General features: G+C 70.5%; 23 protein-coding genes and 1 riboswitch. Of the genes, 18 read left to right on the top strand and 5 right to left on the bottom strand.

The features are described 5' to 3' along the window. The first annotated feature begins 150 nt into the window (after window positions 1-150). Window positions 151-345: a hypothetical protein gene (locus NQU54_RS25045; RefSeq protein WP_257633088.1), complete on the top strand. Its 195-nt coding sequence runs from the start codon at window positions 151-153 to the stop codon at window positions 343-345. Window positions 346-815: 470 nt separating this feature from the next. Here NQU54_RS25045 and NQU54_RS25050 read toward each other — a convergent pair whose 3' ends face one another. Then, window positions 816-2,255 carry a cation:dicarboxylate symporter family transporter gene (locus tag NQU54_RS25050; RefSeq protein WP_257633089.1) on the bottom strand — a complete coding sequence of 480 codons (1,440 nt, stop codon included), beginning with the start codon at window positions 2,253-2,255 and terminating at the stop codon, window positions 816-818. A 163-nt stretch (window positions 2,256-2,418) separates the two neighbouring features. On the opposite strand from NQU54_RS25050, the gene NQU54_RS25055 reads away from it, so the two are divergent. The 8 genes from NQU54_RS25055 to tgmB (NQU54_RS25090) all read left to right on the top strand — a co-directional run bounded on the left by NQU54_RS25055 (window position 2,419) and on the right by tgmB (NQU54_RS25090) (window position 11,291). Continuing rightward, complete coding sequence (locus NQU54_RS25055) at window positions 2,419-4,041, top strand: sensor histidine kinase (protein ID WP_257633090.1); 1,623 nt, start codon at window positions 2,419-2,421, stop codon at window positions 4,039-4,041. Between the two features lie 748 nt (window positions 4,042-4,789). Next, entirely contained in the window at window positions 4,790-5,500 is a 711-nt protein-coding gene (locus NQU54_RS25060) for a response regulator (protein WP_069866701.1), read from the top strand. Window positions 5,501-5,782: 282 nt separating this feature from the next. Then, window positions 5,783-6,784, top strand: a complete 1,002-nt coding sequence (locus tag NQU54_RS25065; RefSeq protein ID WP_069866703.1) for a chitinase — start codon at window positions 5,783-5,785, stop codon at window positions 6,782-6,784. Window positions 6,785-6,937: 153 nt separating this feature from the next. Then, complete coding sequence (locus NQU54_RS25070) at window positions 6,938-8,314, top strand: extracellular solute-binding protein (protein ID WP_257633091.1); 1,377 nt, start codon at window positions 6,938-6,940, stop codon at window positions 8,312-8,314. Between the two features lie 13 nt (window positions 8,315-8,327). Beyond that, on the top strand, window positions 8,328-9,245 hold the full coding sequence (locus NQU54_RS25075; RefSeq protein WP_257633092.1) for a carbohydrate ABC transporter permease: 918 nt from the start codon (window positions 8,328-8,330) through the stop codon (window positions 9,243-9,245). A 249-nt stretch (window positions 9,246-9,494) separates the two neighbouring features. Further along, window positions 9,495-9,652: riboswitch (cyclic di-AMP (ydaO/yuaA leader) on the top strand. 8 nt (window positions 9,653-9,660) lie between these two features. Then, the gene (locus NQU54_RS25080; protein WP_257633093.1) at window positions 9,661-9,828 is read left to right on the top strand and encodes a hypothetical protein; all 168 of its coding nucleotides are present in this window, start codon (window positions 9,661-9,663) and stop codon (window positions 9,826-9,828) included. Between the two features lie 291 nt (window positions 9,829-10,119). Beyond that, window positions 10,120-10,311 carry a putative ATP-grasp-modified RiPP gene (gene tgmA / locus NQU54_RS25085; RefSeq protein WP_257633153.1) on the top strand — a complete coding sequence of 64 codons (192 nt, stop codon included), beginning with the start codon at window positions 10,120-10,122 and terminating at the stop codon, window positions 10,309-10,311. An 8-nt stretch (window positions 10,312-10,319) separates the two neighbouring features. Then, the gene (gene tgmB, locus NQU54_RS25090) at window positions 10,320-11,291 is read left to right on the top strand and encodes an ATP-grasp ribosomal peptide maturase (protein ID WP_257633094.1); all 972 of its coding nucleotides are present in this window, start codon (window positions 10,320-10,322) and stop codon (window positions 11,289-11,291) included. Here the strand turns inward: tgmB (NQU54_RS25090) and NQU54_RS25095 are convergent. Continuing rightward, entirely contained in the window at window positions 11,233-11,421 is a 189-nt protein-coding gene (locus tag NQU54_RS25095) for a DUF397 domain-containing protein (RefSeq protein ID WP_257633095.1), read from the bottom strand. The genes tgmB (NQU54_RS25090) and NQU54_RS25095 overlap by 59 nt on opposite strands. Before the next feature lie 3 nt (window positions 11,422-11,424). Next, entirely contained in the window at window positions 11,425-12,306 is an 882-nt protein-coding gene (locus NQU54_RS25100) for a helix-turn-helix domain-containing protein (RefSeq protein ID WP_257633096.1), read from the bottom strand. Window positions 12,307-12,500: 194 nt separating this feature from the next. Between NQU54_RS25100 and NQU54_RS25105 the strand changes: the two genes are divergently transcribed. The 6 genes from NQU54_RS25105 (at window position 12,501) to NQU54_RS25130 (ending at window position 17,635) form a co-directional block, all read left to right on the top strand. Further along, window positions 12,501-12,962 (top strand): ATP-binding protein, encoded by a 462-nt coding sequence (locus tag NQU54_RS25105; protein ID WP_257633097.1) that lies wholly within the window; start codon window positions 12,501-12,503, stop codon window positions 12,960-12,962. Window positions 12,963-13,027: 65 nt separating this feature from the next. Continuing rightward, window positions 13,028-13,324, top strand: coding sequence for a putative ATP-grasp-modified RiPP (gene tgmA / locus NQU54_RS25110; protein WP_102937250.1), 297 nt, complete (start codon window positions 13,028-13,030; stop codon window positions 13,322-13,324). A gap of 4 nt (window positions 13,325-13,328) precedes the next feature. Then, entirely contained in the window at window positions 13,329-14,294 is a 966-nt protein-coding gene (gene tgmB / locus NQU54_RS25115) for an ATP-grasp ribosomal peptide maturase (RefSeq protein WP_257633098.1), read from the top strand. Beyond that, the gene (locus NQU54_RS25120; protein ID WP_257633099.1) at window positions 14,291-15,475 is read left to right on the top strand and encodes a methyltransferase domain-containing protein; all 1,185 of its coding nucleotides are present in this window, start codon (window positions 14,291-14,293) and stop codon (window positions 15,473-15,475) included. Before tgmB (NQU54_RS25115) ends, NQU54_RS25120 begins: the two co-directional genes overlap by 4 nt. Window positions 15,476-15,529: 54 nt before the next feature. Further along, entirely contained in the window at window positions 15,530-16,138 is a 609-nt protein-coding gene (locus tag NQU54_RS25125) for an acyl-CoA-like ligand-binding transcription factor (RefSeq protein ID WP_257633100.1), read from the top strand. Window positions 16,139-16,171: 33 nt separating this feature from the next. Next, complete coding sequence (locus tag NQU54_RS25130; RefSeq protein ID WP_257633101.1) at window positions 16,172-17,635, top strand: FAD-dependent monooxygenase; 1,464 nt, start codon at window positions 16,172-16,174, stop codon at window positions 17,633-17,635. Between the two features lie 40 nt (window positions 17,636-17,675). On the opposite strand, the gene NQU54_RS25135 is transcribed toward NQU54_RS25130, so the two are convergent. Beyond that, window positions 17,676-18,788, bottom strand: a complete 1,113-nt coding sequence (locus NQU54_RS25135) for an ABC transporter substrate-binding protein (protein ID WP_257633102.1) — start codon at window positions 18,786-18,788, stop codon at window positions 17,676-17,678. Window positions 18,789-18,944: 156 nt separating this feature from the next. Beyond that, the gene (locus tag NQU54_RS25140) at window positions 18,945-19,730 is read right to left on the bottom strand and encodes a methyltransferase domain-containing protein (protein ID WP_257633103.1); all 786 of its coding nucleotides are present in this window, start codon (window positions 19,728-19,730) and stop codon (window positions 18,945-18,947) included. Between the two features lie 157 nt (window positions 19,731-19,887). On the opposite strand from NQU54_RS25140, the gene NQU54_RS25145 reads away from it, so the two are divergent. From NQU54_RS25145 to NQU54_RS25155, 3 genes are all read left to right on the top strand, one after another. After that, window positions 19,888-22,020, top strand: coding sequence for a bifunctional polysaccharide deacetylase/glycosyltransferase family 2 protein (locus tag NQU54_RS25145; RefSeq protein ID WP_257633104.1), 2,133 nt, complete (start codon window positions 19,888-19,890; stop codon window positions 22,018-22,020). 120 nt (window positions 22,021-22,140) lie between these two features. Further along, on the top strand, window positions 22,141-23,352 hold the full coding sequence (locus NQU54_RS25150) for an LCP family protein (protein ID WP_257633105.1): 1,212 nt from the start codon (window positions 22,141-22,143) through the stop codon (window positions 23,350-23,352). A gap of 138 nt (window positions 23,353-23,490) precedes the next feature. After that, a complete protein-coding gene (locus NQU54_RS25155) occupies window positions 23,491-24,384 on the top strand; it encodes a carbohydrate ABC transporter permease (protein ID WP_372506021.1) in 894 nt (297 codons plus the stop codon). Window positions 24,385-24,534 lie beyond the last annotated feature (150 nt).

Consider the following 24,534-nt stretch of genomic DNA (forward strand, 5'->3'; position numbering starts at 1 on the left):
CTAGGGGTGATCGAGGGTCACATGGGCACCACAAGCTCTCCCCGGTCACCGCGTCGTTCGCGGCGACCGGCGGGAACTGTCCGGTCCCGGGGCCCTCTTCCGACGATGAACGGGGGACGGTATGGCAGTGAGGTGCCGAGGAGGCGGCTCATGACCACCGCTGGAGGAACACGCAGCACACCTCGGATAGGCGAGCTCGTCTACGACCTCGAACGCGAGGCCATGGGCCGGGTCGCCTACGTGGACACCGGCGGCAACATCGCCTGGGTCAAACCCCTGCGCGAGGGTCCGGAGTGGACGGCCCTTCCGGAGCAGTTGCTCCGCGCACCGGACGGCGAGCGCTAAGGGCTTCGCTGGAAGTGCCCCGACCTGCCGTCGATCGTCCGCGGCGCCGTCGTGGCTGGTCCCACGCGGCGGAGCCGCATATCGACACAGCCGCTGCGGAGCCGCATATCGACACAGCCCCGCGCCCCTTCGGGGCGCCACCGAACCGCGGCCGACTTCCGCCGATCCGCTTAGGGGGACTTCGGCGCCGAGGGACCGCCAAGAGGGCATCGGAAGCGGGGCCGGTGCCGGCGTCTCGCGTCTTCCAACGGGGGGAAGACGCGGGACGCCATTTGCGTGTGGCCATGACACGGCTGACGTCATGCGGCCACGACACGGCCGTCGTCGTGCGGCCATGGCACGGCCGTCGTCGTGCGGCCACGACACGGCCGTCGTCGTGTCGCCGTGAACCCGCCCGTCGGCGCTCGTCCGTGACGCGCCAACGGCCCTGCCCCGATTCAGGAGGGCAGGGCCGTGGTGCGCGTGGGGTGTCAGGCGGGCGCGTGCTCCTTCGCCGTGTCACCGTCACGCCGCTCGGGGAGGGACTTGCCCTCGGCTCCCTCGGAGCCGTCGGCGGCCGGGCCGTGGCCGCCCCCGTCGCGGGCGAAGCCCTCCGCGTCGAACGGCAGCCGTCCGGCGAGGACCTCGTTCATCCGCTCCTTGTCGATCTCCTTCGTCCAGGTGCCGACCAGGACGGTGGCGACCGCGTTGCCCGCGAAGTTGGTGAGGGCGCGGGCCTCGCTCATGAAGCGGTCGATGCCGACGATCAGGCCGACGCCGTCGACCAGTTCCGGCCGGTGCGACTGGAGGCCGCCCGCCAGCGTCGCCATGCCCGCGCCGGTCACACCGGCGGCGCCCTTCGACGCGACGATCATGAAGACGAGGAGGGATATCTGCTGGCCTATGGAGAGCGGGTCGCCCATGGCCTCGGCGATGAACAGCGAGGCCATCGTCAGGTAGATGGCGGTGCCGTCCAGGTTGAAGGAGTAGCCCGTGGGGACGGTGATACCGGCCACCGGCCTGCTGACGCCCGCGTGCTCCATCTTCGCGATGAGCAGCGGCAGCGCCGACTCCGAGGAGGACGTCGACAGGATCAGCAGGAACTCCCGTGCCAGGTACTTCAGCAGCAGCAAGATGTTCACGCCCGCGACCAGCCGCAGGATCGTCCCGAGGACGAGGAACACGAAGAGCGCACAGGTCACATAGAAGCCGATCATGATGACCGCGAGCGCCTTGAGCGCGTCCAGACCGGTTTCGCCGACCACGGCGGCGATCGCGCCGAAGGCACCGATCGGGGCGGCCCACATGACCATCGACAGGATCTTGAAGACCAACTGCTGTATGTGGCCCACACCGCGCAGCACCGGCTCGCCCGCCTTGCCCATCGCCTGGAGGGCGAAGCCCGCGAGCAGGGCCACGAACAGGGTCTGGAGCACCTTCTCCGAGGTGAAGGCGGAGACCAGCGTGCCCGGGATGATCCCGAGCAGGAAGTCCGCCGTGGACTCGCTGGCGCCGTCGGCCTGGCTCTGCCCGGCCTGGGCCGCCTCATGGCTCATGTGCAGGCCGCTGCCCGGCTCGAGGAAGTTGCCCACGACCAGACCGATGGCGAGGGCCACGGTCGACATGATCATGAAGTAGCCCAGCGCGAGACCGCCGACCGCGCCGACCTTCGCCGCCTTGCGCACCGAGCCGACCCCGAGCACGATCGTGCAGAAGATGATCGGCGAGATCAGCATCTTGATCAGGTTGACGAAGCCTTCGCCGATGGGCTTGAGCTCCACCGCCGTATCGGGGGCCGCGAAGCCCACGAGGATGCCGAGCGCCACCGCGCCGATCACGGCGAGGTAGAGGTAGTGAATCCTTTCTTTCTTCGGCTTCGTCCGCTCGGGCTCCGTACGTCCCGATGCGGGCGGCGTGGTGTCCGCAGCCACGGTGCTGCCTCCTTCTGTTCTGCCGTCCAACTGTCCCGGCGCTGTACTGTGTGCGGCTCGCACACCGCCTTGAACGGTCCCGGCGACTATGCCCCACGCTGTGACGGGGGTCACCCTTCCGTTCATTTCGTTCACACAAAGACGCGTGTGCAGACTGATGGCCATGCGCATCCCCCGCCCCCGGAGCCTGGCCGGCCAGCTGTTCGCCATGCAGGTCGTGCTGGTCGCCGCCCTGGTGGCCGGATGCGCCGTCTTCGCCTACGTCACCGACCGCGAGCAGGCGGTGGAGGCCGCGCAGCAGCGGGCGACCGCCACCGCCGCGGCCGTCGCCGACTCCCCGTCGGTCGCCGAGGCCGTACGGTCCGAGGACCCCACCGCCCGGCTCCAGCCGTACGCGGAGAAGGTGCGCCGGGACACCGGCGTCACCTTCGTCACGATCATGAATACCCACGGCGTCCGCTGGGCCCACCCCGATCCGCGCCAGATAGGTGCCACCTATCTCGGCCACATCGGGCCCGCGCTGCGCGGCCGGATCTTCGCCGAGACCTACACGGGCACGCTCGGCTCCTCCGTGCGCGTGGTCGCGCCGGTGCGCGACCACAGCGCCGGCGGCCGGATCACCGCGCTGGTCAGCGCGGGAATCACCGTCGAGACCATCAGCGCCCAGGTGCGCCGCCAGCTGCTCGCGCTGCTCGTCGTGGCGGCCGCCGCGCTCGCCGTCGGCGGGCTGTGCGCGTATGTCATCAACGCCCGGCTGCGCCGCCATACGCACGGGATGAACGCGGCCGAGCTGAGCCGGATGCACGACTACCACGAGGCCGCGCTGCACGCCGTGCGCGAAGGGCTGCTGATGCTCGACGGGCGGCGGCGGATCGCGCTGATCAACGACGGCGGACGGGAGCTGCTCGGCCTGCCCGAGGACTCCGTCGGCCGCGACGTCTCCGAACTGGGCCTGCCGCCCGCGCTGACCGGCGCCCTGCTGGCCACCGAGCCGCGCGTGGACGAGCTGCATCTGACGGCGGAGCGGGTCGTGGTCGTCAACACCTCACCGGTGAGCAGCGGTGAGCAGCGCGGCACGGTCGTCACCCTGCGCGACCACACCGAGCTCCAGGCGCTCTCGGGCGAGCTGGACTCGCTGCGCGGCTTCGCCGAGGCGCTGCGCTCCCAGGCCCATGAGGCCGCGAACCGGCTGCACGCCGTCGTCTCCCTGATCGAACTGGGCCGGGAGGACGAGGCGGTCGACTTCGCCACCGCCGATCTGGAGCTGGCCCAGGCGCTCACCGACCAGGTGGTGGGGGCGGTCGCCGAACCGGTGCTGGCCGCGCTGCTGCTGGGCAAGGCGGCGCAGGCGAACGAGCGCGGCGTCGAGCTCGTCCTCGCCCCCGACAGCCGCATCGACGACGGCGTACTCCCACCCGGGCTGCCCGCCCGCGACCTGGTGACCATCCTCGGCAACCTCATCGACAACGCCACGGACGCGGCCGCCGAGGGCGTCGGCAACGACGAGGCCCCCCGCAGCGCCCGGGTCACGGTCACCGCCCGCGCGGACGCGGGCGAGCTGACGCTCCGCGTCACGGACACCGGCGCCGGACTCGACCCGGCGGCGACCGAGGACGTCTTCCGCCGCGGCTGGAGCACGAAGTCGCCGGGCCGCGGCCTGGGCCTGGCCCTGGTCCAGCAGGCGGCCCGCCGAAACGCGGGCACGGTGGAGGTATCGGCCTCGGAAGACGGCGGCGCCGACTTCACCGTCCGCCTCCCCCTCACCACCCCGGCCCCCACACCGTGACCACCCCAACGACGCCCCCGCCCGAACGCCGGGGCCCGAGGCGCGGGGCACGAGGCACGGAGCCCGGAGCCCGAGGCACGAGGCACGGGGCACCGGGCCCGAGGCACGGGGCACCGGGCCCGAGGCCCGGAGCCCGAGGCGCGGGGCGCGGTGCCCGAGGCCCGAGGCACGGGGCACCGGGCCCGAGGCGCGGGGCCCGGTGGGCCCGACACCGCCCGCCCGCGGATCCGCCCCGCACGGGCGGGGGCATACGCCGGGCAGACCCGGCCGAACGGGCCCACCCACACCCGACACGGGGGCCCACCGACCGTCGCCCAGGACCGAGCCGCGGTTCACCAGCCGGGACGCCGCCCGCCACCCCAGCCGCCGGGCGGCCGGATCCGCCCCCGCACGGGCACGGCCTCGGGCGGCGCCGCCCGTGGTCGGGCGGCCGGATCCGGCCAACCGCGAGCATGGGCGTCGGGGAGCCCGAGCGCCGACGGGGACGACCCACCCGGCCAGGCACCAGCGGCAGCAGATCACGCCGGACCCGCCGGACCCGCCGGATGGCACCCCCGTCATCAGGGGCGTCGCCCGCCGCCGGGCGGCCGGACTCGGCCGCGCCGGGACGGCGCATCAGACGGCAAAACGCCCACCGCGCCGGTGGTAGGGGAATCGTCACCGTAGAGATCTGGCCACCACCAGTTACCCTCCGTAAATTGGAGCCCTGAGCTTTCCGCGCGTATCGCATTTCGAGAGGAATCCGTCCATGAGCCCGCCGCAGGCGAGACCGGGGGATCCGGCGGCGATCCGGGTTCTCGTCGTCGAAGACGACCCCGTCGCGGCGGACGCGCACCGGATGTATGTCGACCGCGTCCCCGGCTTCACCGTCGTCGGGACCGCACGCAGCGGCGGTGACGCCCAGCGGCTGCTGGAGCGGACGCCCGCCGACCTCCTGCTGCTGGATCTCTACCTCCCCGACGGGCACGGCCTCCAGCTCGTACGGGCGCTGCGCGCGGCCGGGAACGGGGCCGATGTGATCGCGGTCACCTCGGCCCGGGATCTGGCGATGGTCCGGGACGGGGTATCCCTCGGCGTCGTGCAGTACGTGCTGAAACCGTTCACCTTCTCCACCCTCCGGGACCGACTCCTCCGCTACGCCGAGTTCCGGGCGACCGCGGGCGAGGCCAGCGGGCAGGACGAGGTGGACCGGGCGCTGGCCGCGCTGCGGGCACCGCAGCCGGCGGCGATGCCGAAGGGGCTGACCCAGGCCACCCTGCACGCGGTCACCGAGGCGTTGCGCGGCGCGGCGGAGGTGGGGATCTCGGCCGCGGCGACCGCCGAGTCCGTGGGGATCTCCCGGATCACCGCCCGCCGCTATCTGGAACATCTGGTGGAGGCCGGGCGCGCCGCCCGCGCCCCGCACTACGGGCAGATCGGGCGGCCCGAGCTGCTGTACCGCTGGCTCAGCGGGCATTAGCGGCCGAGCCGAGGCGCCGCAGCAGGCATTAGCGGCCGAGCCGAGGCGCCGCAACAGGCGTCAGCGGCCGACATCGAGGAGCCGCAGCAGGCGTCAGCAGTCGGCGCCAAGGCGCCGCGGCGGGCATGAGCGGCCAACGCCCAGGCACTGACGGCGAACCCGATAGGAAAGTTTCCTATCCGACATCTTGTCGCGGCCATGCCGCCTCGCTAGGTTCAGCCTCGCTCACACCTTCTCAACCCAGTTTTCCTCCCACCCCCCACCCAGGAGGCTCCGTCAGCCATGCCTCTCTCCAAGCCTCACCGCAGGCTCGCCCTCGCCGCCGCCGTCGGCCTGCTCGCCGCGGGCGCGACCACGGCGGCGGCCACCGCCCAGGCGGCGCCGCAGTCGGCCGCAGCCCCCAGCGGGCTCAACGGCCCCTACCTCTACCTGGGTTGGGGCTCCCCGCCCAACGCCACGGACGTCATGTCGGCGACCGGCACCACCCAGTTCACGATGGCGTTCATGCTCTCCGACGGCGGCTGTAACCCCAAGTGGGACGGCTCCCGCGCGCTCACCGGCGGCAACGACCAGTCCACGATCAACTCCATCCGCTCCGCAGGCGGCGATGTCACCGTCTCGTTCGGCGGCTGGAGCGGTAACAAGCTGGGCGAGAAGTGCTCGTCCGCCTCCGCGCTCGCCGGCGCGTACCAGAAGGTCATCGACGCCTACCAGCTCAAGTCGATCGACATCGACATCGAATCGACCGAGTTCGAGAACGCGACGGTCCGCCAGCGGGTGATCGACGCGCTCAAGACGGTCAAGCAGAAGAACAGCGGCATCAAGGTGTACATCACCTTCGGCACCACCACCTCCGGCCCCGACGCCAACGGCAAGGACCTGGTCAAGCGCGGTGCCACCGCCGGGCTCGACGTGGACGGCTGGGCGGTCATGCCGTTCGACTTCGGCCAGGGCGCCATCGACATGGCGGCGGCCACCAAGTCCTCGGTGGACGGCCTGAAGAACACCGTGGCCAGTGCGTACGGCCTCTCCTCCGACGCCGCCTACCGCAAGGTCGGCTTCTCCTCGATGAACGGCAAGACCGACGTCGAGGGCGAGACCATAACCCTGAACAACTTCAAGGACATGGTCTCCTACGCCAAGAGCCACCACCTGGCCCGCGTCAGCTTCTGGTCGCTCAACCGCGACCGCAAGTGCGGCTCCGGCACGGGCGGGGACGCGTGCAGCGGAATCGACCAGGGCACCTACGACTTCACCAAGGTGCTCGCGGGCTACAACGGGTGAGACCGGCACGGCCACCGGCTGGGCCCGACCCCTTCCCCACCGGGCGGCGACGCTCGATCAAGTGACCATCCAGGTCACGGGGATTGACCTTCCGTTGAAGCCGACCTTACGGTCAGCCCGCAGCCCACAGAGGCCAGCAAGGAGGTCGTGCCCGTGCGCCCCACCGCCCCACTGATCCTCGCCGCCACCCTCGCCGCCACCGCGGGACTCACATCCTGCGGTGGCGGTTCGGGCAGCGACCCGGACACCGTCAAGGTCGCCTACAACCGCTCCACCGACAACAAGATCCGCTTCAAGGACAACCATCTCGCCGAGGTCAAGAAGCAGTTCGAGAAGGCCAACCCCGGCAAGAAGGTCAAGCTGATCCCGATCCAGGCGCAGGACAACGACTACGCCACCAAGGTGCAGCAGATGATGCGGTCCCCGAAGACCGCGCCCGATCTGGTCTACGAGGACACCTTCCGGATCAACTCCGATATCAAGGCGGGCTATCTGCGCCCGCTCGACGAGTATCTGGACAAGTGGAAGACCTGGGACCAGTTCGTCGACACCGCGAAGGCGGCGGCCAAGGCCGATGACGGCAAGACGTACGGCGTCCCGGACGGCACCGACACCCGTGGCCTGTGGTTCAACAAGGAGATCTTCGCCAAGGCCGGGCTGCCCGCCGACTGGTCCCCGAAGAACTGGAACGAGATCCTCCAGGCGGCGCGCACGATCAAGAAGAAGGTCCCCGGCGTCACCCCGCTCAACGTCTACACCGGCAAGGCCCCGGGCGAGACCTCCGTGATGCAGGGGTTCGAGATGCTGCTGTACGGCACGGGCGAGGCGGGCGGGACCCCGCTCTACGACCCCGGCGCCAAGAAGTGGGTCACCGGCGGCAAGGGCTTCAGCGACGCGCTCGGCTTCCTCAGGACCGTCTACTCCGAGAAGCTCGGCCCGGACATCTCCGACGCCCTCGACCCCAACGTCGGCACCACCGTCTTCAGCGAATGGCTCCCCGAGGGCAAGCTGGCCATCGCCCTCGACGGCTCCTGGCTCGGCCAGAACTGGCTGAAGACCGGCGGCAAGCCCTGGCCCGAGTGGTCCAAGACGCTCGGCCAGGCCCCGATGCCCACCCAGAACGGGCAGGCGCCCGGCAAGGTCAGCATGTCCGGCGGCTGGACGTGGGCGATCAGCGCGAAGTCCAAGAACCCCGATCTGGCCTGGAAGTTCATCGAACAGCTCCAGACCAAGGACAACGCGGTCACCTGGGACATCGTCGATGCCCAGATCGCGGTCCGCAAGGACGTCGCCCAGGACCCGAAGTACACCTCCTCCATGCCCGGGATCACCTTCTTCACGGGCCTGGTGAAGTACACCCACTACCGCCCGACCACCCCCGTCTACCCCCAGGTGTCCACGGCGATCGGCGAGGCCATGGAGGCCGCGACCACGGGTGACGCCTCACCGGAGAAGGCCGCGAAGGGCTACGACGACCAGCTGAAGTCCATCGCCGACGGCGCCACCGTGGCGGCGGGCGGCCAGGGCTGAGGGCCGGCCGCCGATGGCAACCGCGACCAAGGTGGCGGCGGCCCCGACAAAGACCCCGGCCCGGCCGGGCCCCCGTCGCGGCCGCCCCCTGCGCTGGCTCCCGCTCGCCCCCGCCACCGTTCTGCTGCTGCTCTTCCTCGGCGGCCCGATCGCCTACTGCGTCTATATCGCCTTCACCAATATGCAGCTGACGGGCGCGTCCTCCACGGACTTCGTGGGCCTGGACAACTTCCGGCGCGCCTTCGGCGACGACGACTTCCGCAACGCGGTCGTCCTCACCCTCGTCTTCACGCTTCTCTCCTCCATCGTCGGCCAGAACACCCTCGGTCTGGCCCTGGCCGCCCTGATGCAGCGCGCCTCCCGGCCGATACGGACGCTCACCGGCTCGATCGTCATCGCGGCCTGGGTCGTCCCCGAGATCGTGGCGGGCTTCCTGCTGTACGCGTTCTTCCGCCGCGAGGGCACGCTCAACGCGCTGCTGGACTGGCTGGGCCTGCCGTCCCAGAACTGGCTCTACACCCTGCCGATCCTCGCCGTGTCCTTCGCCAACGTCTGGCGCGGCACGGCGTTCTCGATGCTCGTCTACTCCGCCGCACTCTCCGAGATCCCCAAGGAGATCACCGAAGCGGCGCAGGTCGACGGCGCCGGTGGCCTCCGCCGCTTCTGGCACATCACCCTGCCGATGATCCGCCGCTCCATCGGCACGAATCTGATGCTGAACACCTTGCAGACCCTGTCGGTGTTCGGCCTCATCTGGGCGATGACCCGAGGCGGCCCCGGAAACCGCAGCCAGACGCTCCCGGTCTTCATGTACGACCAGGCGTTCAACAAGTCCCTGATCGGTTACGGCACGGCGGTGGCACTGCTGTTGCTGCTGGTGGGGGCCCTGTTCTCGGTGGTGTACCTGCGGCTGATGCGCGAGGAGGTCTGAGCGCCGCCGGTCGGCGGAGCATGCGCCGGACGGAGAGTGATTGCCGACACACCAAACGCACAACCGTGTCCTCGTTATCAGGCATGTCACACTTATCCATCCCGAACTCGACCGCGCAAGGAACGAGTTCGCCCGAGTCCACTTGTGAAGGGCTTGTGTTCGAACCGAGGTCCCTCTAGCGTGCTCGGCGTTCGAGAAGCGAACACCGCGTTGCCGGGCCGCCGAATCCTGCCCACCGGCGCGCGGCAGCACGTCATCACACCGTCGGGCAGGAGCGGGGGACCCACTTGCGCCGTTCGGGAAAGCACGTTCCGGACGGCTAGGGGTGAAGCCGTGGAAGCACACGGCCGGGCGAATCTCCAGCCCGAACCCGACAGCTCACCTCGCAGGCGTTCCGGAGTACGGAGCCACCCTGATGTCTGTAGTCGGACAACACCGCTCCCCATGCCCTCGAAGCGCCGCCCGGCGCCTCCTCCGCCGCGCCTCCTCGGCCGGCGAGCCCCTCGTCCTGTCCGCCCCCGCCGCAAGGGGCGCCGACGACAGCGTCGAGGTGCCGACGGACTGGACCAACACGTTCGACTGACACCTCACCTGAGCCGAAGACTCCGCCGGACGCCGCGGTGCGGTGCCGGCCGCCTTTCCGGTTTCTCCACACAGTGAGCGAAGAAGGCCGCGGACCGGTGCGACCTCAGCCGTACAGCGGGGTCACCCATCTACGCACGAGCACGCGGCCGGTGGCGAGCCGTGCTCCCCAGCGTCGCGCCTGACGGAGCGGGGTCGCTACCGGCTTGGCGGGCCCGCGGGTCGGCGCGGCCGTCTGTCGCTCAGCGAGCTCGGAACCTGATGCGCCTTCCGTCAAACAGGAGGAGACATGATGAAGCCTTTCGCGTTGAACTACGCCCGCCCCGCCGCGCCCCCGCCCATCGTGATCCCTTACGCCTATGACCCCAGACGGCAGTGGAACGTCCTGCCCGACGGCCGCCCGGCCACCAGCGACCACGCCTTGCTGCTGGCGACGAGCACGACCTGCTCCACGGCGGGTTCCAAGACCCACTTCGACGACTGACGGGCCCCATGACGGTCCTCATACTGACCTGTGCCGAGGATGTGACCACGGACATGGTGGTGTCGGTCCTGCACGATCGGGGTGTCCCGGTCGTGCGCCTGGACCCTGCCGACCTCCCCGGCCAGGTCAGCCTGTCAGCGGAGTACGCCCAGGGCGACTTCCACGGTCACCTGTCGACCGGTGACCGGGTGGTGAGCATGACCGGACTGCGCTCGATATGGGTACGCAGACCCGGTCGCCCGGCCGCGCACACCACCCATCTGTCCGAATGGCTCACGGCCGAGTCCGAACACGCCCTGTACGGAACACTGCACTCGACGGGCACGCGCTGGATGAACCACCCGGTCGCGGCCGAGCAGGCCCGCCGCAAGCCCTGGCAGTTGCGTGTCGCCCACCACAGTGGCTTCGCGGTGCCTCCCACACTGATCACCACCTTCCCGCAGATCGCACGCGACTTCGCCGCCCGGTACCGGGATCTCGTCGTGAAGTCGGTTTCGGGGGCACACCCCGATGACCCGCCGATGGCGCTTCCCACCACCCGTGTCGATCCGGATGCCGACTTCGCAGGAGTGGCAGCCGGCCCGACCCTTCTTCAACAGCGCATACCCAAGCGTGCGGACATCCGGCTGACCTGTGTCGGAGACGAGTTGTCCGCCGCCCGGAAGTTGTCCGACCCCAAGGAGGTCGACGGGCGCTTCACCGACAACGGCGCCCTCTGGTCTCCGGCTCGCATACCCGACCGAATCGTGGGGGCCGTCCATGCCTACATGTCTCTCACCCAGCTCGCCTACGGCGCTTTCGATTTCGCCGAGGACGATGACGGCACCTGGTGGTTCCTGGAGTGCAACCAGGGCGGGCAGTTCGGCTTCATCGAGCTGGAGACCGGCCAGCCTCTCGCCGAGACCGTCGCGGCCTGGCTGGCTAATCGACCAGCCCCTCGGCAAGGGCAGCCCGGAAGTCCCCCCAGGCGGCGGGGGTGAACCGGAGTATTCGACCCCCGGGGTCCTTGGAATCACGTACCGCCACGGCCCCGGGCACGTTCGTAGCCACCTCGACGCACTCTTCCTCGCCACCGCTGTAGCTCGACTTACGGAAGACGAAGGTTGTCACAGCTCACAGTCCTTTGATGAGTGCCCCGATGAAGGCTCGGGACTCAGCCTCGGGCAGCGCGCCCCGCGCAGTCTCCTCGAACAGTCTTACGTGCTGCGCCGCGCCTTCGCCACCCTCGACCCATGTCGTGGAGAACGCCAATTCCAGGAACACCACGTCCATGGCACCCGGCTCGGCGAAGGAGAGAACGTTGAAGGAGCCCGCGAGCGCTCGACTCATCCCGGCGCCGAAGGGAAGCACCTGAATCGTGATGTTAGGGCGCTCGCTCCAGTCGAGGAGGCTCGTCAACTGCTTCCGTAACATCGCGGCCTCGGCCTCGGGGGCACGCAGCGCCGCCTCCGAGACCACGGCCCAGAGGCGGAGCGGTTCGTCCCCGGAAAGTCTCTGCTGACGAGCAGCCCTGGAGGTGACGAACGCCTCGACCTGATCCGGGTGATCGCCTGGAACCCACTCACGCCGCAACGACCGCATGTAGTCCGGGGTCTGGAGCAGACCAGGGATCAACGACACCTGCCACGTTTTGACGGTCGTGGCCGCGTTCTCAAGGGGTACGTACTCCCTCATCGTCCTTGTGAGCGTGACGTCGTTCCACCAGCCCTTCGCCTTGCGGCGTTCGCGGTCGATGCGTGCAAGCTCCAATAGCGGACCCACGATCTCAGCGTCGCTCGCACCGTACAGCTCACACAGCGCCCGGATATCCGGGTCCCGAATGGGAACCCACCCGCCCTCCATCTTGGCGACCTTGCCGGTCGAAGCGCTCAGCGCCTTCGCCGCGTGCGTCTGCGTCAAGCCCGCTCGGGTCCGGAGGCTCATCAGCTCGGCGCCCAGTCTCCTCCCCAAGACGCTTGATGTGCTGTTCCCTTGGGTGGACTGACCCTCTGTCACCGCGCACCTCTCCTCCGTGATGTGACGCCAGTCTGGAGCGTAACGAGCCACCCCCGCAAGCGAGATCGGTTGAATTTTCCTCAGTTGAGTTGAACCGATCACGCACACAGGGCTACGGTCCGTGATGAACCGCTCGCACAGGGACGTCAGTTGGCGGACTCACTCCGCCCTGCCCTGCCCACTGGAGGTACGTGATGGCATTCGCGCCCCGAGACCCCCGGACCCCGGACCCCGTCATCGACGAGGGCCGCATCGACTACGTCCCGACAGCGATAAGCGTGACCAGGGCCCGCCGGCACGCCGCGCGGCTGATCGCCGACTGGGGCCATCCCGCGCTCGCCGACGATGTAGCGCTCATCGTGTCCGAGCTGGCCACCAACGCCATGCGGCACGGCAGCATCCCCGGGCGGCTCTTCCGCGTCCAGCTGACGCTCACCAAAACCCGTCTGCGCATCGCCGTATCCGACCCCCGGGGCGAGCGACTCCCCCGGCCCCGCCACCCATCGCCCCGCGACAGGCACGGCCGCGGCCTGCTCATCGTCCGCGCCCTCGCGGACCGCTGGGGCGTACGCGAGCGCACCACCGGCAAGGAGATCTGGGCCGAACTGGACCTGACCGCCGCACTCCCTGCCGACCGATGCACAAACGAGCCGTAACCAAGGGGTGCGGAACCACACTGGTTCTGCCCCTTCGACCATCGCGAGGAAAAGGACAGCAAGCAGTGACCACGTTCGCGCATCCACGTGAGGCATTTCCGCTCCTAGCCCATGGCGAGCGGATTCCGCAGAGCGACGAGGAGCCCTCGGGTTCCACCACGCGCCCATGGATTCTTCGTTTCGCCCGTGTGCCCGACTCCGCACAGGCGATCGAGAAACCAGCGGCCGTCTACGATGAGGAATCACAAATGTCGATCGGCCTCTACGACGGCCCACTGCCGTACATGGCGACTCACACCCCCACCGTCCCCGACGGCAACATGACCAATCCTCCGCCGCTCGACGAAGGCCCGAAGGATTGAGGTCATGGCCACCATCCTCGTGATCGCCGCCCGCGACGACTGGCCGACGGACCGGGTCGTGAGCGTACTCGCCCATCGAGGGGCGCGGGTGTTCCGTATGGACACCGCGGACTTTCCGCAGCAGACCGTCCTCGCAGGGCGCATCGACACCCATCGAGGATGGTCCGGCGGACTCGCCAACGCTCATCGGGCTGTCGAGCTCTCGGACATCGAGGCCGTCTACTTCCGCGCACCTCATCAGTTCCGTCTCGCGGACGGAATGTCCGGGGCTGAACGGCGGTTCGCCGCGGCGCAGGCACGCGCGGGGTTCGGCGGAGTGATTTCGGCGCTCGACGCCCGGTGGGTCAATCACCCAGCGGCAATGACTCGCGCCGAGTACAAGCCGATCCAACTCGCGACGGCCCGTGAGTGCGGCCTCGCCATCCCACCGACGCTCGTGACGAACGACCCCAGTGCCGTCAGAGCATTCGCCGAGGACGTCCCGGGCCCCATCATCTGCAAACCCGTAGCCTCACCGGTATTCATCGAGGGCAATGAACTCAAGACCGTCTACACCCGTCGCCTTTCCCCGCACGACCTGGTCGATCTACGCGGCATCGACACCACCGCCCATCTCTTCCAAGCCTGGGTCGAGAAGGCGTACGAGGTCCGGCTCACCATCGCAGGCGACCGTCTGCTCGCGGCGGAAGTCCATGCCGGGAGCGCCCGAGGGCATGAGGACTGGCGCAGCGACTACGGTTCCCTCACCTATCGCCGGACCGACGCGCCCACGGACATCGCCGATGGGGTGCGCTGCCTGATGGACCGCCTGGGCCTTCGCTTCGCCGCCGTCGATTTCGTCGTCTCACCATCGAGCGCATGGACGTTCCTGGAGGCGAATCCATGTGGGCAATGGGACTGGATTCAAGGCGCCACGGGTCTGCCCATCGCCGAAGCCATCGCCGATGAACTGCAAGGAGTAGCCACGTGAGGGTCCCTCGCTCCGACGGAGCGCCACCGCGACTGCACTCGCTGGTGGAGGAATTGCAGCGGGTGGGAGCGATCCGTTCGGCCGCCTGGGCCGACGCGTTCGCCAGTGTGCCGCGGCATATCTTCGTGCCCGAGTGGTACGGACAGGAGGTCGACAACAGGGGCATCACCGTATGGCGTCGACATGACCCGGCCGACCGTGACGCCTGGCAAGCCGCCGTCTACAGCGACCAGACCCTCGTCACGGCGCTCGACCCCGACACGGCCGAACGCGTCGACGAGCAAGCGTGGACCGGAATTCCGACATCCTCCAGCACATTGCCCAGCCTCATGGCGCGGATGCTGGAGGACCTGGCCGTGGAGGAAGGCCACCGAGTGCTGGAAGTCGGTACCGGCACGGGGTACAACGCCGCTCTGCTGTGCGCCAGGCTGGGCGATCGCCTTGTGCACTCCATCGACGTCTCCCCCGCGCTCGTCGAAGCCGCCCGTGGCCGGCTCGCCTCCGCGGGCTACCTGCCGCACCTCGCCGCTGGAGACGGGCAACAGGGCTTCCCGGGGCACGCACCGTTCGACCGCACCATCGCGACCTGCTCGGTTCCCCGCATCCCCGCTGCCTGGATCGAGCAGACCCGCCCCGGCGGCACAATCCTCGCCGACGTGTCCATGGGCATCGAGGGTGGCCTGGTCCACCTGACAGTGGATGAAGAGCAACGCGTCCTGGGCCGCTTCACCACCACGGCCGGACGTTTCATGGCCGCCCGCGGTGACGCTCATACCTACCCGCGCCTCGAGCGGGCACCCTACGCACCCCGAGCGGGATCCCGTACCGCCGCCCTCACCGCCACCGACATCCGCGCGCACTACCCGTTCCGGCTGCTGCTCGCCTTCCACCTTCCCGGTGGCGAGTTGGTCTATCACGTGGACGACGAGACCGGCGCCATGTCGCTCCAACTCCAGCAGCACGACGGCACATGGGCACGTGCCCCGATCGCCGATGAAGACACCACCACCGTCACGTACGGCGGGAGCGCGGACCTGTGGCGGCAGGCGGAAACCGCCTGGCAGTGGTGGAACGAGCACGGCCGCCCCGCTCAGGACCGTTTCGGCTACGCCCGCGAAGCCGACGGACACCACTACGCGTGGCACATTCCGGACGGACGTCGCTGGCCTCTCATCGCCTAAAACTTGCGGGCCCCGCAGATTTGCGGGGCACGCAAATTTTGTTACGCTCGGCCCATGGGGCTACGAGAGCGCAAGAAGGCCCAGACGCATGCGGCACTCAGTTGGGCCGCCGTGCGGCTGGCCGTGGAGCGTGGGTACGACAAGGTGAAGGTGGAGGACATCGCGGAGGCCGCCGGTGTCTCGCCGCGTACGTTCAACAACTACTTTTCGAGCAAGGCCGAGGCGATCGCCTTCCGCCATCTCGACCGCTGTCTGCGCATCGCGGAGGCGCTGCGCGAGCGGCCGGAGGGGCCGTTGTGGGACGCGGTCACCCACTCCGTGCTGCGGCAGTTCGAGCCGGACGAGGAGGCGGTCGCGCATCCGCCCGCCACCGACGCGGCGCAGTGGACGGCGGGTGTGCGGGTGATGGTGGAGGAGCCCGCCCTGCGGGGCGAGATGCTGCGGGCGGGGGCCGTCACCGAGGCCGAGATCGCCGTGGCCGTCGCCGAACGCATCGGCGGCGACGCCGAGCGGGACCTCTACCCGCACCTCGTCGCCTCCGCGGTCATGGGCGCGGTCAACACCGTCATCGCACACCATCTCCGCACCGGTCCATCCGTGCCGGTGAACGACCTGCTCACGGACGCCCTCGCCAGGATCGGGGCGGGGCTTTCCACCCCGTAAATCCTCCATTTCCCCTGCCTGGAAAGGGAATTCATGATTGACGTCGTCATCGCGGGCGCGGGGCCCAACGGGCTGATGCTCGCCTGCGAACTCGCCCTGGCCGGTGTGCGCCCGGTCGTCCTGGAACGCCTCACCGAACCGCACGACGCTCAGCGCGCCAACGGCCTCGTGGGCCAGGTCATCCGCATGCTCGACCGGCGCGGGCTGTACGAGCGGCTGCTCGCGCCCGGTACCGTGCCCACGCCGCCCGAGCCGGCGGACCGTTTCACCTTCGGCGCGTTCCCGCTCCACCTGGGCGACCTGCCGGACAACCCGCTCTACACGCTCCTGGTGCCGCAGCGCCGGATCGAGCGCATGCTCGCCGAGCGCGCCGCCGAGCTGGGCGTCGACATCCGCCGTGGCCACGAGGTGATCGGCCTGACGCAGGGCGAGAAGTCGGTGACGGTCGAGTTGCGCGAACAGGCCCCGATCGAGGCGGAGTTCGTGGTCGGCGCAGACGGCGGACGCAGCGCGGTCCGGAAACTCGCCGGGATCGCGTTCCCCGGTGTGACGACGGACGACTCGGTGTCGCGCACCGGACATGTGAGCGTGCCCCCGGACGCGGTCCGTGCCGATGGCGGCCTGACCGTGCCCGGTTTCGGCGTCGTACCGCCGTTCCAGCATCTGCGGACCGAGCGGGGGCTGATCGCCTGGGCGCCGTCCCAGGACGGTGACCCGAAGCTGATCACCGTGGAATGGGGACAGCCTGCCGAGGGCGAGGCATCGCTGGACGAACTGCGGGCCAGCGCCCGCCGGGTGCTCGGCGCGGACATCACCCTCGGCCCGCCGACCGGGCCGGGACCGCATCTGATGAGGCGGCTGTTCGGCGGCAACACCCGGATCGCCGAGCGGTATCGCGCGGGCCGTGTCCTACTGCTCGGCGACGCCGCGCATGTGCACTCGGCGATCGGCGGCCCGGGGCTCAACCTGGGCCTCCAGGACGCGGTGAACCTCGGCTGGAAGCTGGCCGCCGAGGTGCGCGGCCACGCGGCGGAGGGGCTGCTCGACACGTACGGCTCGGAGCGGCACCCCGCGGCGCGGCGGGTCGCCATGCACACCCAGGCGCAGTCGCTGCTGACCCGGCCGGGCGGCGATGTGACGGCGCTGCGCGAACTGCTCGGCGAACTGCTCGACCAGCCCACGACACGGCAGCACATCGCGCGGATGCTCTCCGGCGCGGACATCGCCTACGACATGGGCCCGGCCACCGGCCCGCTCGTCGGCCACTGGGCGCCGGACCTGCCGGGTCTGCGCGATCTGACCCGCACCGCCCGCACGCTGCTGCTCGACCCCACCGGCACTCTCGACCCGGGCCCCTGGTCGGCCCACGTCGACACCGTGACCGTCCCCGGCCTCGACACCGCGCTGCTGCTCCGGCCCGACGCCTACGTCGCCTGGCAGGGCGCCACGAACGACGGGCTGCACGAGGCGCTGGCCACCTGGTTCAGGCCCGCCTGAGGTTCGGACGGCTCCGGGCGGTCGGAACCTCCGTGCGCCCTCAGCCGGTGTGCAGGATCCGAAAGCGCTCGGGTTCCGCCGGATCCCGGTCAACCACCTGGACCGGCGCCCAAGCCCACTGCCACACGCTGATGTCCGGTGTGCGGGAGAACCGGATCCGCCCGCGGGTGCCCTCGACCGTGACCCGCGGCCAGGATTCCGCGATACGCGCCCGGTCCGCGCCGTGCGAACGCAGCACATCGGCGAGGACGGCCACCGTGTCGTAGCCCTCGAAGGCGACGAAGGAGGGCGCTTCGGCCAGCCGCTCGCGCAGGGCCGTCCCGACCCGTGTGCCGAGTGGGCCGAGGCGCTCGGGCAGATAGCGCAGGAACGGGATCGCGGTGCCGTCGTCGCCCAGCGACGTCGCCCATCCGGCGAACTCCGGCTGCCCGGCCGGAGCACCGATCATGACCTCGGCGAGACGCGGGTCGCGGCGGACGGCCCGGACGATCGGCACCGCCGGCTCCGGGTGGCCGACCAGCAGAAGGAGGGCTGTCGCGCGATGGCCGACGAGTTCATCGCACACCGCCGTGGGGGTGAGCGCGCCCATGTCGAGTTCGATGACGGCGCCGCCGCGTGGAGCGAGGTGGTCCCGCAGAACGCGGGTCCCGGACGCCCAGTAGACACTCGGCTGGGCGGCCACGGCGATACGGCTGTGGCCCGCGCCGAGGAGGAAGTCCGCGTAGATCTTCCAGCCGTGGGACTGCGCCGGGGCGAGCCGCGCGACCCATTCCGTCGGCTGCTCGGTGAGCGCGTCGAGAACCGCTGACGAGCAGAGGAACGGCAGGCTCAGGGCGTCGGCCCTGGCGGCGGCGGCACGAGCGACGACGCTGTGATACTCCCCAGCCAGGGCGGCCACGCCCAGTCCGGCCACTTCATCCACAGCCGCCGCGGCCCTCCGCGGATCGGCCGCGGTGTCCCGGACCACCAGCTCCAGCGGCCTTCCGGCGATCCCGCCGGTGTCATTGACCTCGCGCACGCCCAGCTCGAGTCCGGCGAGCAGGTGCCGGCCCGCCTCGACCCAGCCGGGCCGGGTCAGCGGAACGAGAGCGCCGATCCGGACGGCTGATCCGTCGGTCCGTTCCACTCCAGGTGGCGATGGCGGCGTATTCATGCGCGGGCGTCTCCCGTATGACGATTCGGCTGCGGCTCGATGCCGGACATCGCAGGTGCGGCTCGATGCCGGACATTGCATCCGCCACCCTCGCCGACGGGCAACCGATTACCCGTCCGCCGAGCTCCCACCGGCCCGCGTCGAGGGCACGGTCGGCTACGCCTCCGCCACAACCACATACAGCGTCGCCGAGGCGAGGAACGGGCCGTGGGCCAGATGATCCAGCCACTCGGCCGCCTGCGCCTCGGTGAGATACCCGGCCCCGACGGCACGACGGGTGGTGCGCTCGAACCCGAACACCCGGTCCGCCGAGCGGACATCGCGGAAGACCTGGGTGACCGGCATGACCTCCGGCACGCGGAACCCGGCGCCGGTGGCGAGACGGGCGAGCTGGCGGCCGATGGCGGCGTTGCGGACCACCCGCTCCGTGATGTGGCGGGTGTAGGCGCGGGAGAGCGCCGGGTCGGGGTGGTCGACGGCGAGGGTGTCCCAGTCGGGCTCGCCCATCACCAGCCGTCCACCGGGCCGCAGGACCCGGTGGAACTCGGCGAGGGCCCGCGCCGGATCGTCCACATGCTGGAGCACCCGGTCGGTGCGGGCGCGGTCCACCACGGCGTCGTCCAGGGGGAGGGCGTGGAGATCGCCCCGCCGGAGCTCGACGCACGGATGCGCGGCGGTGCGCGCCGCCGCCCCGTCCAGCATCTCCTGATCGCGGTCGACCCCGATGACCGTACCGCCGGGGGCGACCGCCTCGGCGAGGGCGGGGAGATCGGTGCCGGGGCCGCACCCCACGTCCAGGACGGCCAGCCCGGCCCGGAGGTCGAGCGCGTCCAGCATCCGCCCCTTGTAGTCGCGTCCGGCGTCGCTCGCGACGAGCCGGGTGAGGTAGTCGGCGGACGCGGGCCTGGTGGTCTCGAAGACGGACGAGTCGGCAGAGGTCATGCGCGCCAGTCAAGCAGAGCCGCCCCGCGGCGGCGGCCGCTTCCGGGCGCTCACTACGCGATCCGGCGGGGCGGCGGGGAGCGTCCCGGGATTTCTTATCCATTCCCGCTGCTTCACCGGCCCCGCTCCCTGCCTCCCAACTACGGTGCGGCCAACCATGTTTGAGGGCAACCGGTCGAAAAAACGCCAGGAACCAAGCCACCTGACCCGAGGAGGCCGGCACAAGCGGTCCCGTGACCCGCGCGCGCACTGGCTGCTCCTGCTCCTCGTCCTGCCCGCCATGTTCGGCCTGCTGATGTTCCAGGGCTGGACCGACCACGAGGTCGACGCGGCGAAGACACGGCGGCCCTGCGCCAGCCCGGTGCCGCGGGCCCTGGCCGACGGCGGGCCGGTGGTGCAGATCAACGGCGACCGGGTGCGGACCGTGGGCATGCCCGCCGGAACGGTGGCGCTCACCTACGACGGCGGGCCCGACCCGGTCCAGACCCCGCGCCTGCTGGACCTGCTGCGCAGATACGACGCGCGGGCCACGTTCTTCGTCTCCGGCGCCAAGGCGGCAAAGCACCCGGAACTCGTACGCCGGATCCGTGCCGAGGGCCATGAGATCGGATCGAACACCTACACCGGCGCCGACATGGGCACGGCCTCCCCCACCCGCTCCCGGATGGAGCTGTCCCTCACCGAGTCGGCGCTGGCGGGCTCGGTGGGGGTCCAGCCGAGGCTGCTGCGGCTGCCGCTGACCACCGATGTGGACACGCTGTGCGGCGACGAGTGGCAGGCCGCGCGGCGCGTCGCCGCGGAGGGCTACGCGCTGGTCGCCGCCGACCGATCGGGCCGGAAGCCCTCGCAAGGGGTGGTCCGGCAGTTCAGCCAGACGGACACCGCGTACCAGGAGACGGAGAAGCTGCTCAAGGACCCGCGGGCCAGGAAGTTCACCACCGTGACCGGCGGGCTCGGCGTGCCCCCGGTCGACGTCCCGGTCTCCGGCCTCGAACGCTGGGAGGGCAAGGCGCTGATCTGGGTCGCGGCCATCGGCCGGGGCTTTGTGTCCACCATGGTCTGGGTGCTGGGGATCGCGGGGGCGCTGGGGGTGCTGCGGCTGCTGATGCTCGTGCTGTTCGCCCGCACCCATGTCCGGCGGCTGACCCGCTCCCGGCCCGGCGCGCCCTGGCTGCGGCAGGTGAACGAACCGGTGACGGTGCTCATCCCCGCCTACAACGAGGAGGCGGGCATCGAGGCCACCATCCGCTCGCTGCTCGCCTCCACCCATCAGCGCCTCCAGGTCGTCGTGATCGACGACGGCTCGACGGACCGGACCGCCGATATCGCCGCGAGCGTCGACGACCCCCGGGTGCTGGTGGTCCGCCAGCCCAACGCGGGCAAGGCCGCCGCCCTCAACACCGGCCTGGCGCACACCCGCCACGACATCGTGGTGATGGTCGACGCCGACACAGTCTTCGAACCCGACGCCGTCCACCAGCTCATCCAGCCGCTCGCCCACCCGGCCATCGGCGCGGTGAGCGGCAACACCAAGGTCGGCAACCGGCGCGGTCTGCTGGGCAGGTGGCAGCACCTGGAGTACGTCTTCGGATTCAACCTCGACCGCCGGATGTTCGAGGTGCTGGAGTGCATGCCGACCGTGCCCGGCGCCATCGGGGCCTTCCGCCGGGACGCGCTGATGGGTGTCGGCGGGGTCAGCGAGGACACCCTCGCCGAGGACACCGACCTCACGATGGCGCTGTGGCGGGCCGGCTGGCGGGTGGTCTACGAGGAGACCGCCATCGCCTGGACCGAGGTGCCCACCTCCCTGCGCCAGCTGTGGCGCCAGCGCTACCGCTGGGGCTACGGCACGCTCCAGGCCATGTGGAAGCACCGCCGCGCGGTGATCTCGCTGGGCTCGGTGGGGCGGTTCGGCCGCCGGGGCCTCAGCTATCTCACGCTCTTCCAGGTGCTGCTGCCGCTGCTGGCGCCCGTGATCGACCTCTTCGCGCTGTACGGGGCGCTCTTCCGGGACCCGGCGGAGGCGGCCGGGGTGTGGTTCGGCTATCTCGCCGTCCAGACGGCGTGTGCCGGATACGCGCTGCGGCTGGACGGTGAGCGGATACGGGCGCTGTGGTCGCTGCCGTTCCAGCTCTTCGTCTACCGGCAGCTGATGTATCTGGTGGTCATCCAGTCCGTGGTCGCCCTCCTGCTCGGGACACGGCTGCGGTGGCACCGCAGCCGGCGCTCCGGGACGGCCGCCCAGACGCTCGGCGAGGCGCCCGCGTACCGGAGCCTGACATCGCGGTGAGGGATGGCGGCGTGACGGCATGACGGATGACGACCGGGTCGGCGTTCAACGCCGGGGCGAAGTTGTCATACCTCTATGAACGGACGGCGGCCCCTCCAGCCCCTCGGCAGACTGCCGCCCATGAGCGATCGGTTGGACGGGTGGGCCGCCGCGAACCGGCCGTCGGGGCGAGCCTGGGAGATCTCCACGGCGGAGACGCAGAGCATCCCCGCGTCCGCGACCCAGGGCGTCCCCACCAGACCGGCCCCCTACCGGACCGGCCAGGAGACCAGCACCCCGGCCCCCGCGCCCGCACCCGCCCCGGCCCCCGCCCCCACCGTCCGGCGCCGCGCCCCCAAGGAGCCCCTCAGCCGGCGCCGCCGGATCGTCCGGCTGGCCATCGTGGCGGTCTCCGCGCTGCTCCTCGCCTCCGGCAGCGCCTACGTCTGGGCTGACGCCCAGCTCAACCGCGAGGTCGACCTCGGCAGGTCGCCGGACCGCCCACCTCCCGGCAAGGGCACCAACTACCTCGTCGTGGGCTCCGACAGCCGGGAGGGCCTCTCCGAGGAGGCCAGGAAGAGCCTGCGCACCGGCTCGGCCGAGGGCCGCCGCACCGACTCGATGATGGTGCTGCACACCGGCTCGGCCGGCACCACGATGCTGAGCCTGCCGCGCGACTCCTGGGTGAACATCCCCGGTTTCGTCCGCCCCGAGACCGGCAGGCGCTACAACCCGTCCCAGAACAAGCTCAACGCGGCCTATTCGATGGGCGGCCCCGATCTGCTCGTCTCGACCATCGAGCGCAACACGGGGCTGCGCATCGACCACTACGCGGAGATCGGCTTCTCGGGGTTCGTGGACGTCGTGGACGCGGTCGGCGGGGTACGGATGTGCGTGGACCGGGACATCAAGGACCCCAAGTCCGGGCTGGACCTGAAGAAGGGCTGCCAAACCCTCGACGGCGCGAAGGCGCTCGCGTTCGTCCGCCAGCGCAAGCAGGAGGCCGAGGGCGACCTGGGCCGCACCCGGAACCAGCAGAAGTTCCTGGCCGCCCTCGCCAACAAGGCGGCCACACCCGGTGTCCTGGCCAACCCGTTCGCGGCCTTCCCGACCGTACGCGCGGGTCTGGACACGCTCATCGTGGACAAGGACATGGGGCTGCCGACCCTGATGTCCATGTTCGACGCGGTGAAGGGCGTCACCTCGGGCAACGGCAAGCAGCTCAACGTCCCGGTGTCCAACCCCAACCTCCGGACCGCCAAGGGCAGCGCCGTGCAGTGGAACGAGACCCAGGCGCGGCGACTCTTCGACCAGCTGCGGAACGACCAGCCGGTCACGCCCGCCTCCCGGTGAAGCGTTAAGGCGCCGCCCACGCACGCGCCGTCCACGCACGCGCCATCCGCGCACGCGTCTTCCCCCAGGCGTAGGGCAGCGGGTTTCATGGACGGACGCTGATCGACTGCGCTCGCAAGCGCGCGAGGAGGTCCGAGGTTGTCCGCGCTCTCCGCCCGCCCCGCCCGCACCTGGCCCCGCTCCGCCAAGTCCCGTCCCCGGCCCGCCTGGTCCCCGCGGCTGCGCCGCCGGCTGGCCGCCGACGCCGCGCTGCTGGTGGTCGCGGCCGCGTTTCTGCTGCCGCTCGCCTGGCTGGTCCTGGCCTCCATCGACAGCGACGCCACCCTGCGGGTCTCGGCTCCCGGCGCCCCCACGATGGAGAACTTCTCGGCGGTGTGGACGGACGAGATCACCTTCACGCCCATGCTCAACAGCCTGCTCCTGTGCGGCGGCGCCACCGTCCTGACCGTCGCCTGCGCGGCCCTCGCCGCGTATCCCCTCTCCCGCTTCCGCTCCCGGATCGTGCGCCCGTATCTGCTGACGGTGCTCTTCACCACCTGTCTGCCGATCACCGCGATCATGGTTCCGGTCTATGGGCTCTTCGTCCAGGTGGACCTCGTGGACACCATGTACGGTACGGCGCTCTTCCTCGCCGCCTCCCAACTCCCGTTCGCCATCTGGCTGATGAAGAACTTCATGGACGGTGTGCCGGTGATCCTGGAGGAGGCGGCGTGGACCGACGGCGCGTCCTGGCTCCAGAGCCTGACCCGGGTCATCCTGCCCTTGATGGGGCCGGGCATCACGGTGGTGATGATCTACAGCTTCATCATGATGTGGGGAAACTTCTTCGTCCCCTTCATGCTGCTGCTCTCCCCCGAACAGCTCCCCGCGTCCGTCTCGATCTTCACCTTCTTCGGCAACTACGGCCAGGTGGTCTACGGCCAGCTGGCCGCCTTCTCGATCCTCTACTCCACGCCCGTGCTCCTGCTCTATGTGCTGATCTCCCGCCGCCTGGGCGGCGGCTTCGCCCTGGGCGGCGCCGTCAAGGGATGACGGCGCGGTCGCCACGGGGTGCCCGGCCGATCTTTCCCCTCCCCGCCCCTTCCCGCAGCATCGATATGCGGCTCCGCCGCGTGGCAGGGGCTCCCGCCCCTGGACCCCGGAGCCTGGGGCTGAGCCCCGCCATCCAGCCCCTCCAGGGGG

It is taken from the genome of Streptomyces malaysiensis subsp. samsunensis (assembly GCF_024519315.1).
Taxonomy (GTDB): domain Bacteria; phylum Actinomycetota; class Actinomycetes; order Streptomycetales; family Streptomycetaceae; genus Streptomyces; species Streptomyces malaysiensis.

Bases quoted from the DNA above. Each gene is read 5' to 3' on its own strand.
- NQU54_RS25130 (WP_257633101.1), top strand. From the start codon at position 16,172: ATGATTGACGTCGTCATCGCGGGCGCGGGGCCCAACGGGCTGATGCTC.
- tgmB (WP_257633098.1), top strand. From the start codon at position 13,329: ATGGCCACCATCCTCGTGATCGCCGCCCGCGACGACTGGCCGACGGAC.
- NQU54_RS25055 (WP_257633090.1), top strand. From the start codon at position 2,419: ATGCGCATCCCCCGCCCCCGGAGCCTGGCCGGCCAGCTGTTCGCCATG.
- NQU54_RS25080 (WP_257633093.1), top strand. From the start codon at position 9,661: ATGTCTGTAGTCGGACAACACCGCTCCCCATGCCCTCGAAGCGCCGCC.
- NQU54_RS25060 (WP_069866701.1), top strand. From the start codon at position 4,790: ATGAGCCCGCCGCAGGCGAGACCGGGGGATCCGGCGGCGATCCGGGTT.
- NQU54_RS25075 (WP_257633092.1), top strand. From the start codon at position 8,328: ATGGCAACCGCGACCAAGGTGGCGGCGGCCCCGACAAAGACCCCGGCC.
- tgmB (WP_257633094.1), top strand. From the start codon at position 10,320: ATGACGGTCCTCATACTGACCTGTGCCGAGGATGTGACCACGGACATG.
- NQU54_RS25140 (WP_257633103.1), bottom strand. From the start codon at position 19,730: ATGACCTCTGCCGACTCGTCCGTCTTCGAGACCACCAGGCCCGCGTCC.
- NQU54_RS25135 (WP_257633102.1), bottom strand. From the start codon at position 18,788: ATGAATACGCCGCCATCGCCACCTGGAGTGGAACGGACCGACGGATCA.
- tgmA (WP_257633153.1), top strand. From the start codon at position 10,120: ATGAAGCCTTTCGCGTTGAACTACGCCCGCCCCGCCGCGCCCCCGCCC.
- NQU54_RS25150 (WP_257633105.1), top strand. From the start codon at position 22,141: ATGAGCGATCGGTTGGACGGGTGGGCCGCCGCGAACCGGCCGTCGGGG.
- NQU54_RS25125 (WP_257633100.1), top strand. From the start codon at position 15,530: ATGGGGCTACGAGAGCGCAAGAAGGCCCAGACGCATGCGGCACTCAGT.
- NQU54_RS25065 (WP_069866703.1), top strand. From the start codon at position 5,783: ATGCCTCTCTCCAAGCCTCACCGCAGGCTCGCCCTCGCCGCCGCCGTC.
- NQU54_RS25145 (WP_257633104.1), top strand. From the start codon at position 19,888: ATGTTTGAGGGCAACCGGTCGAAAAAACGCCAGGAACCAAGCCACCTG.
- NQU54_RS25045 (WP_257633088.1), top strand. From the start codon at position 151: ATGACCACCGCTGGAGGAACACGCAGCACACCTCGGATAGGCGAGCTC.
- NQU54_RS25105 (WP_257633097.1), top strand. From the start codon at position 12,501: ATGGCATTCGCGCCCCGAGACCCCCGGACCCCGGACCCCGTCATCGAC.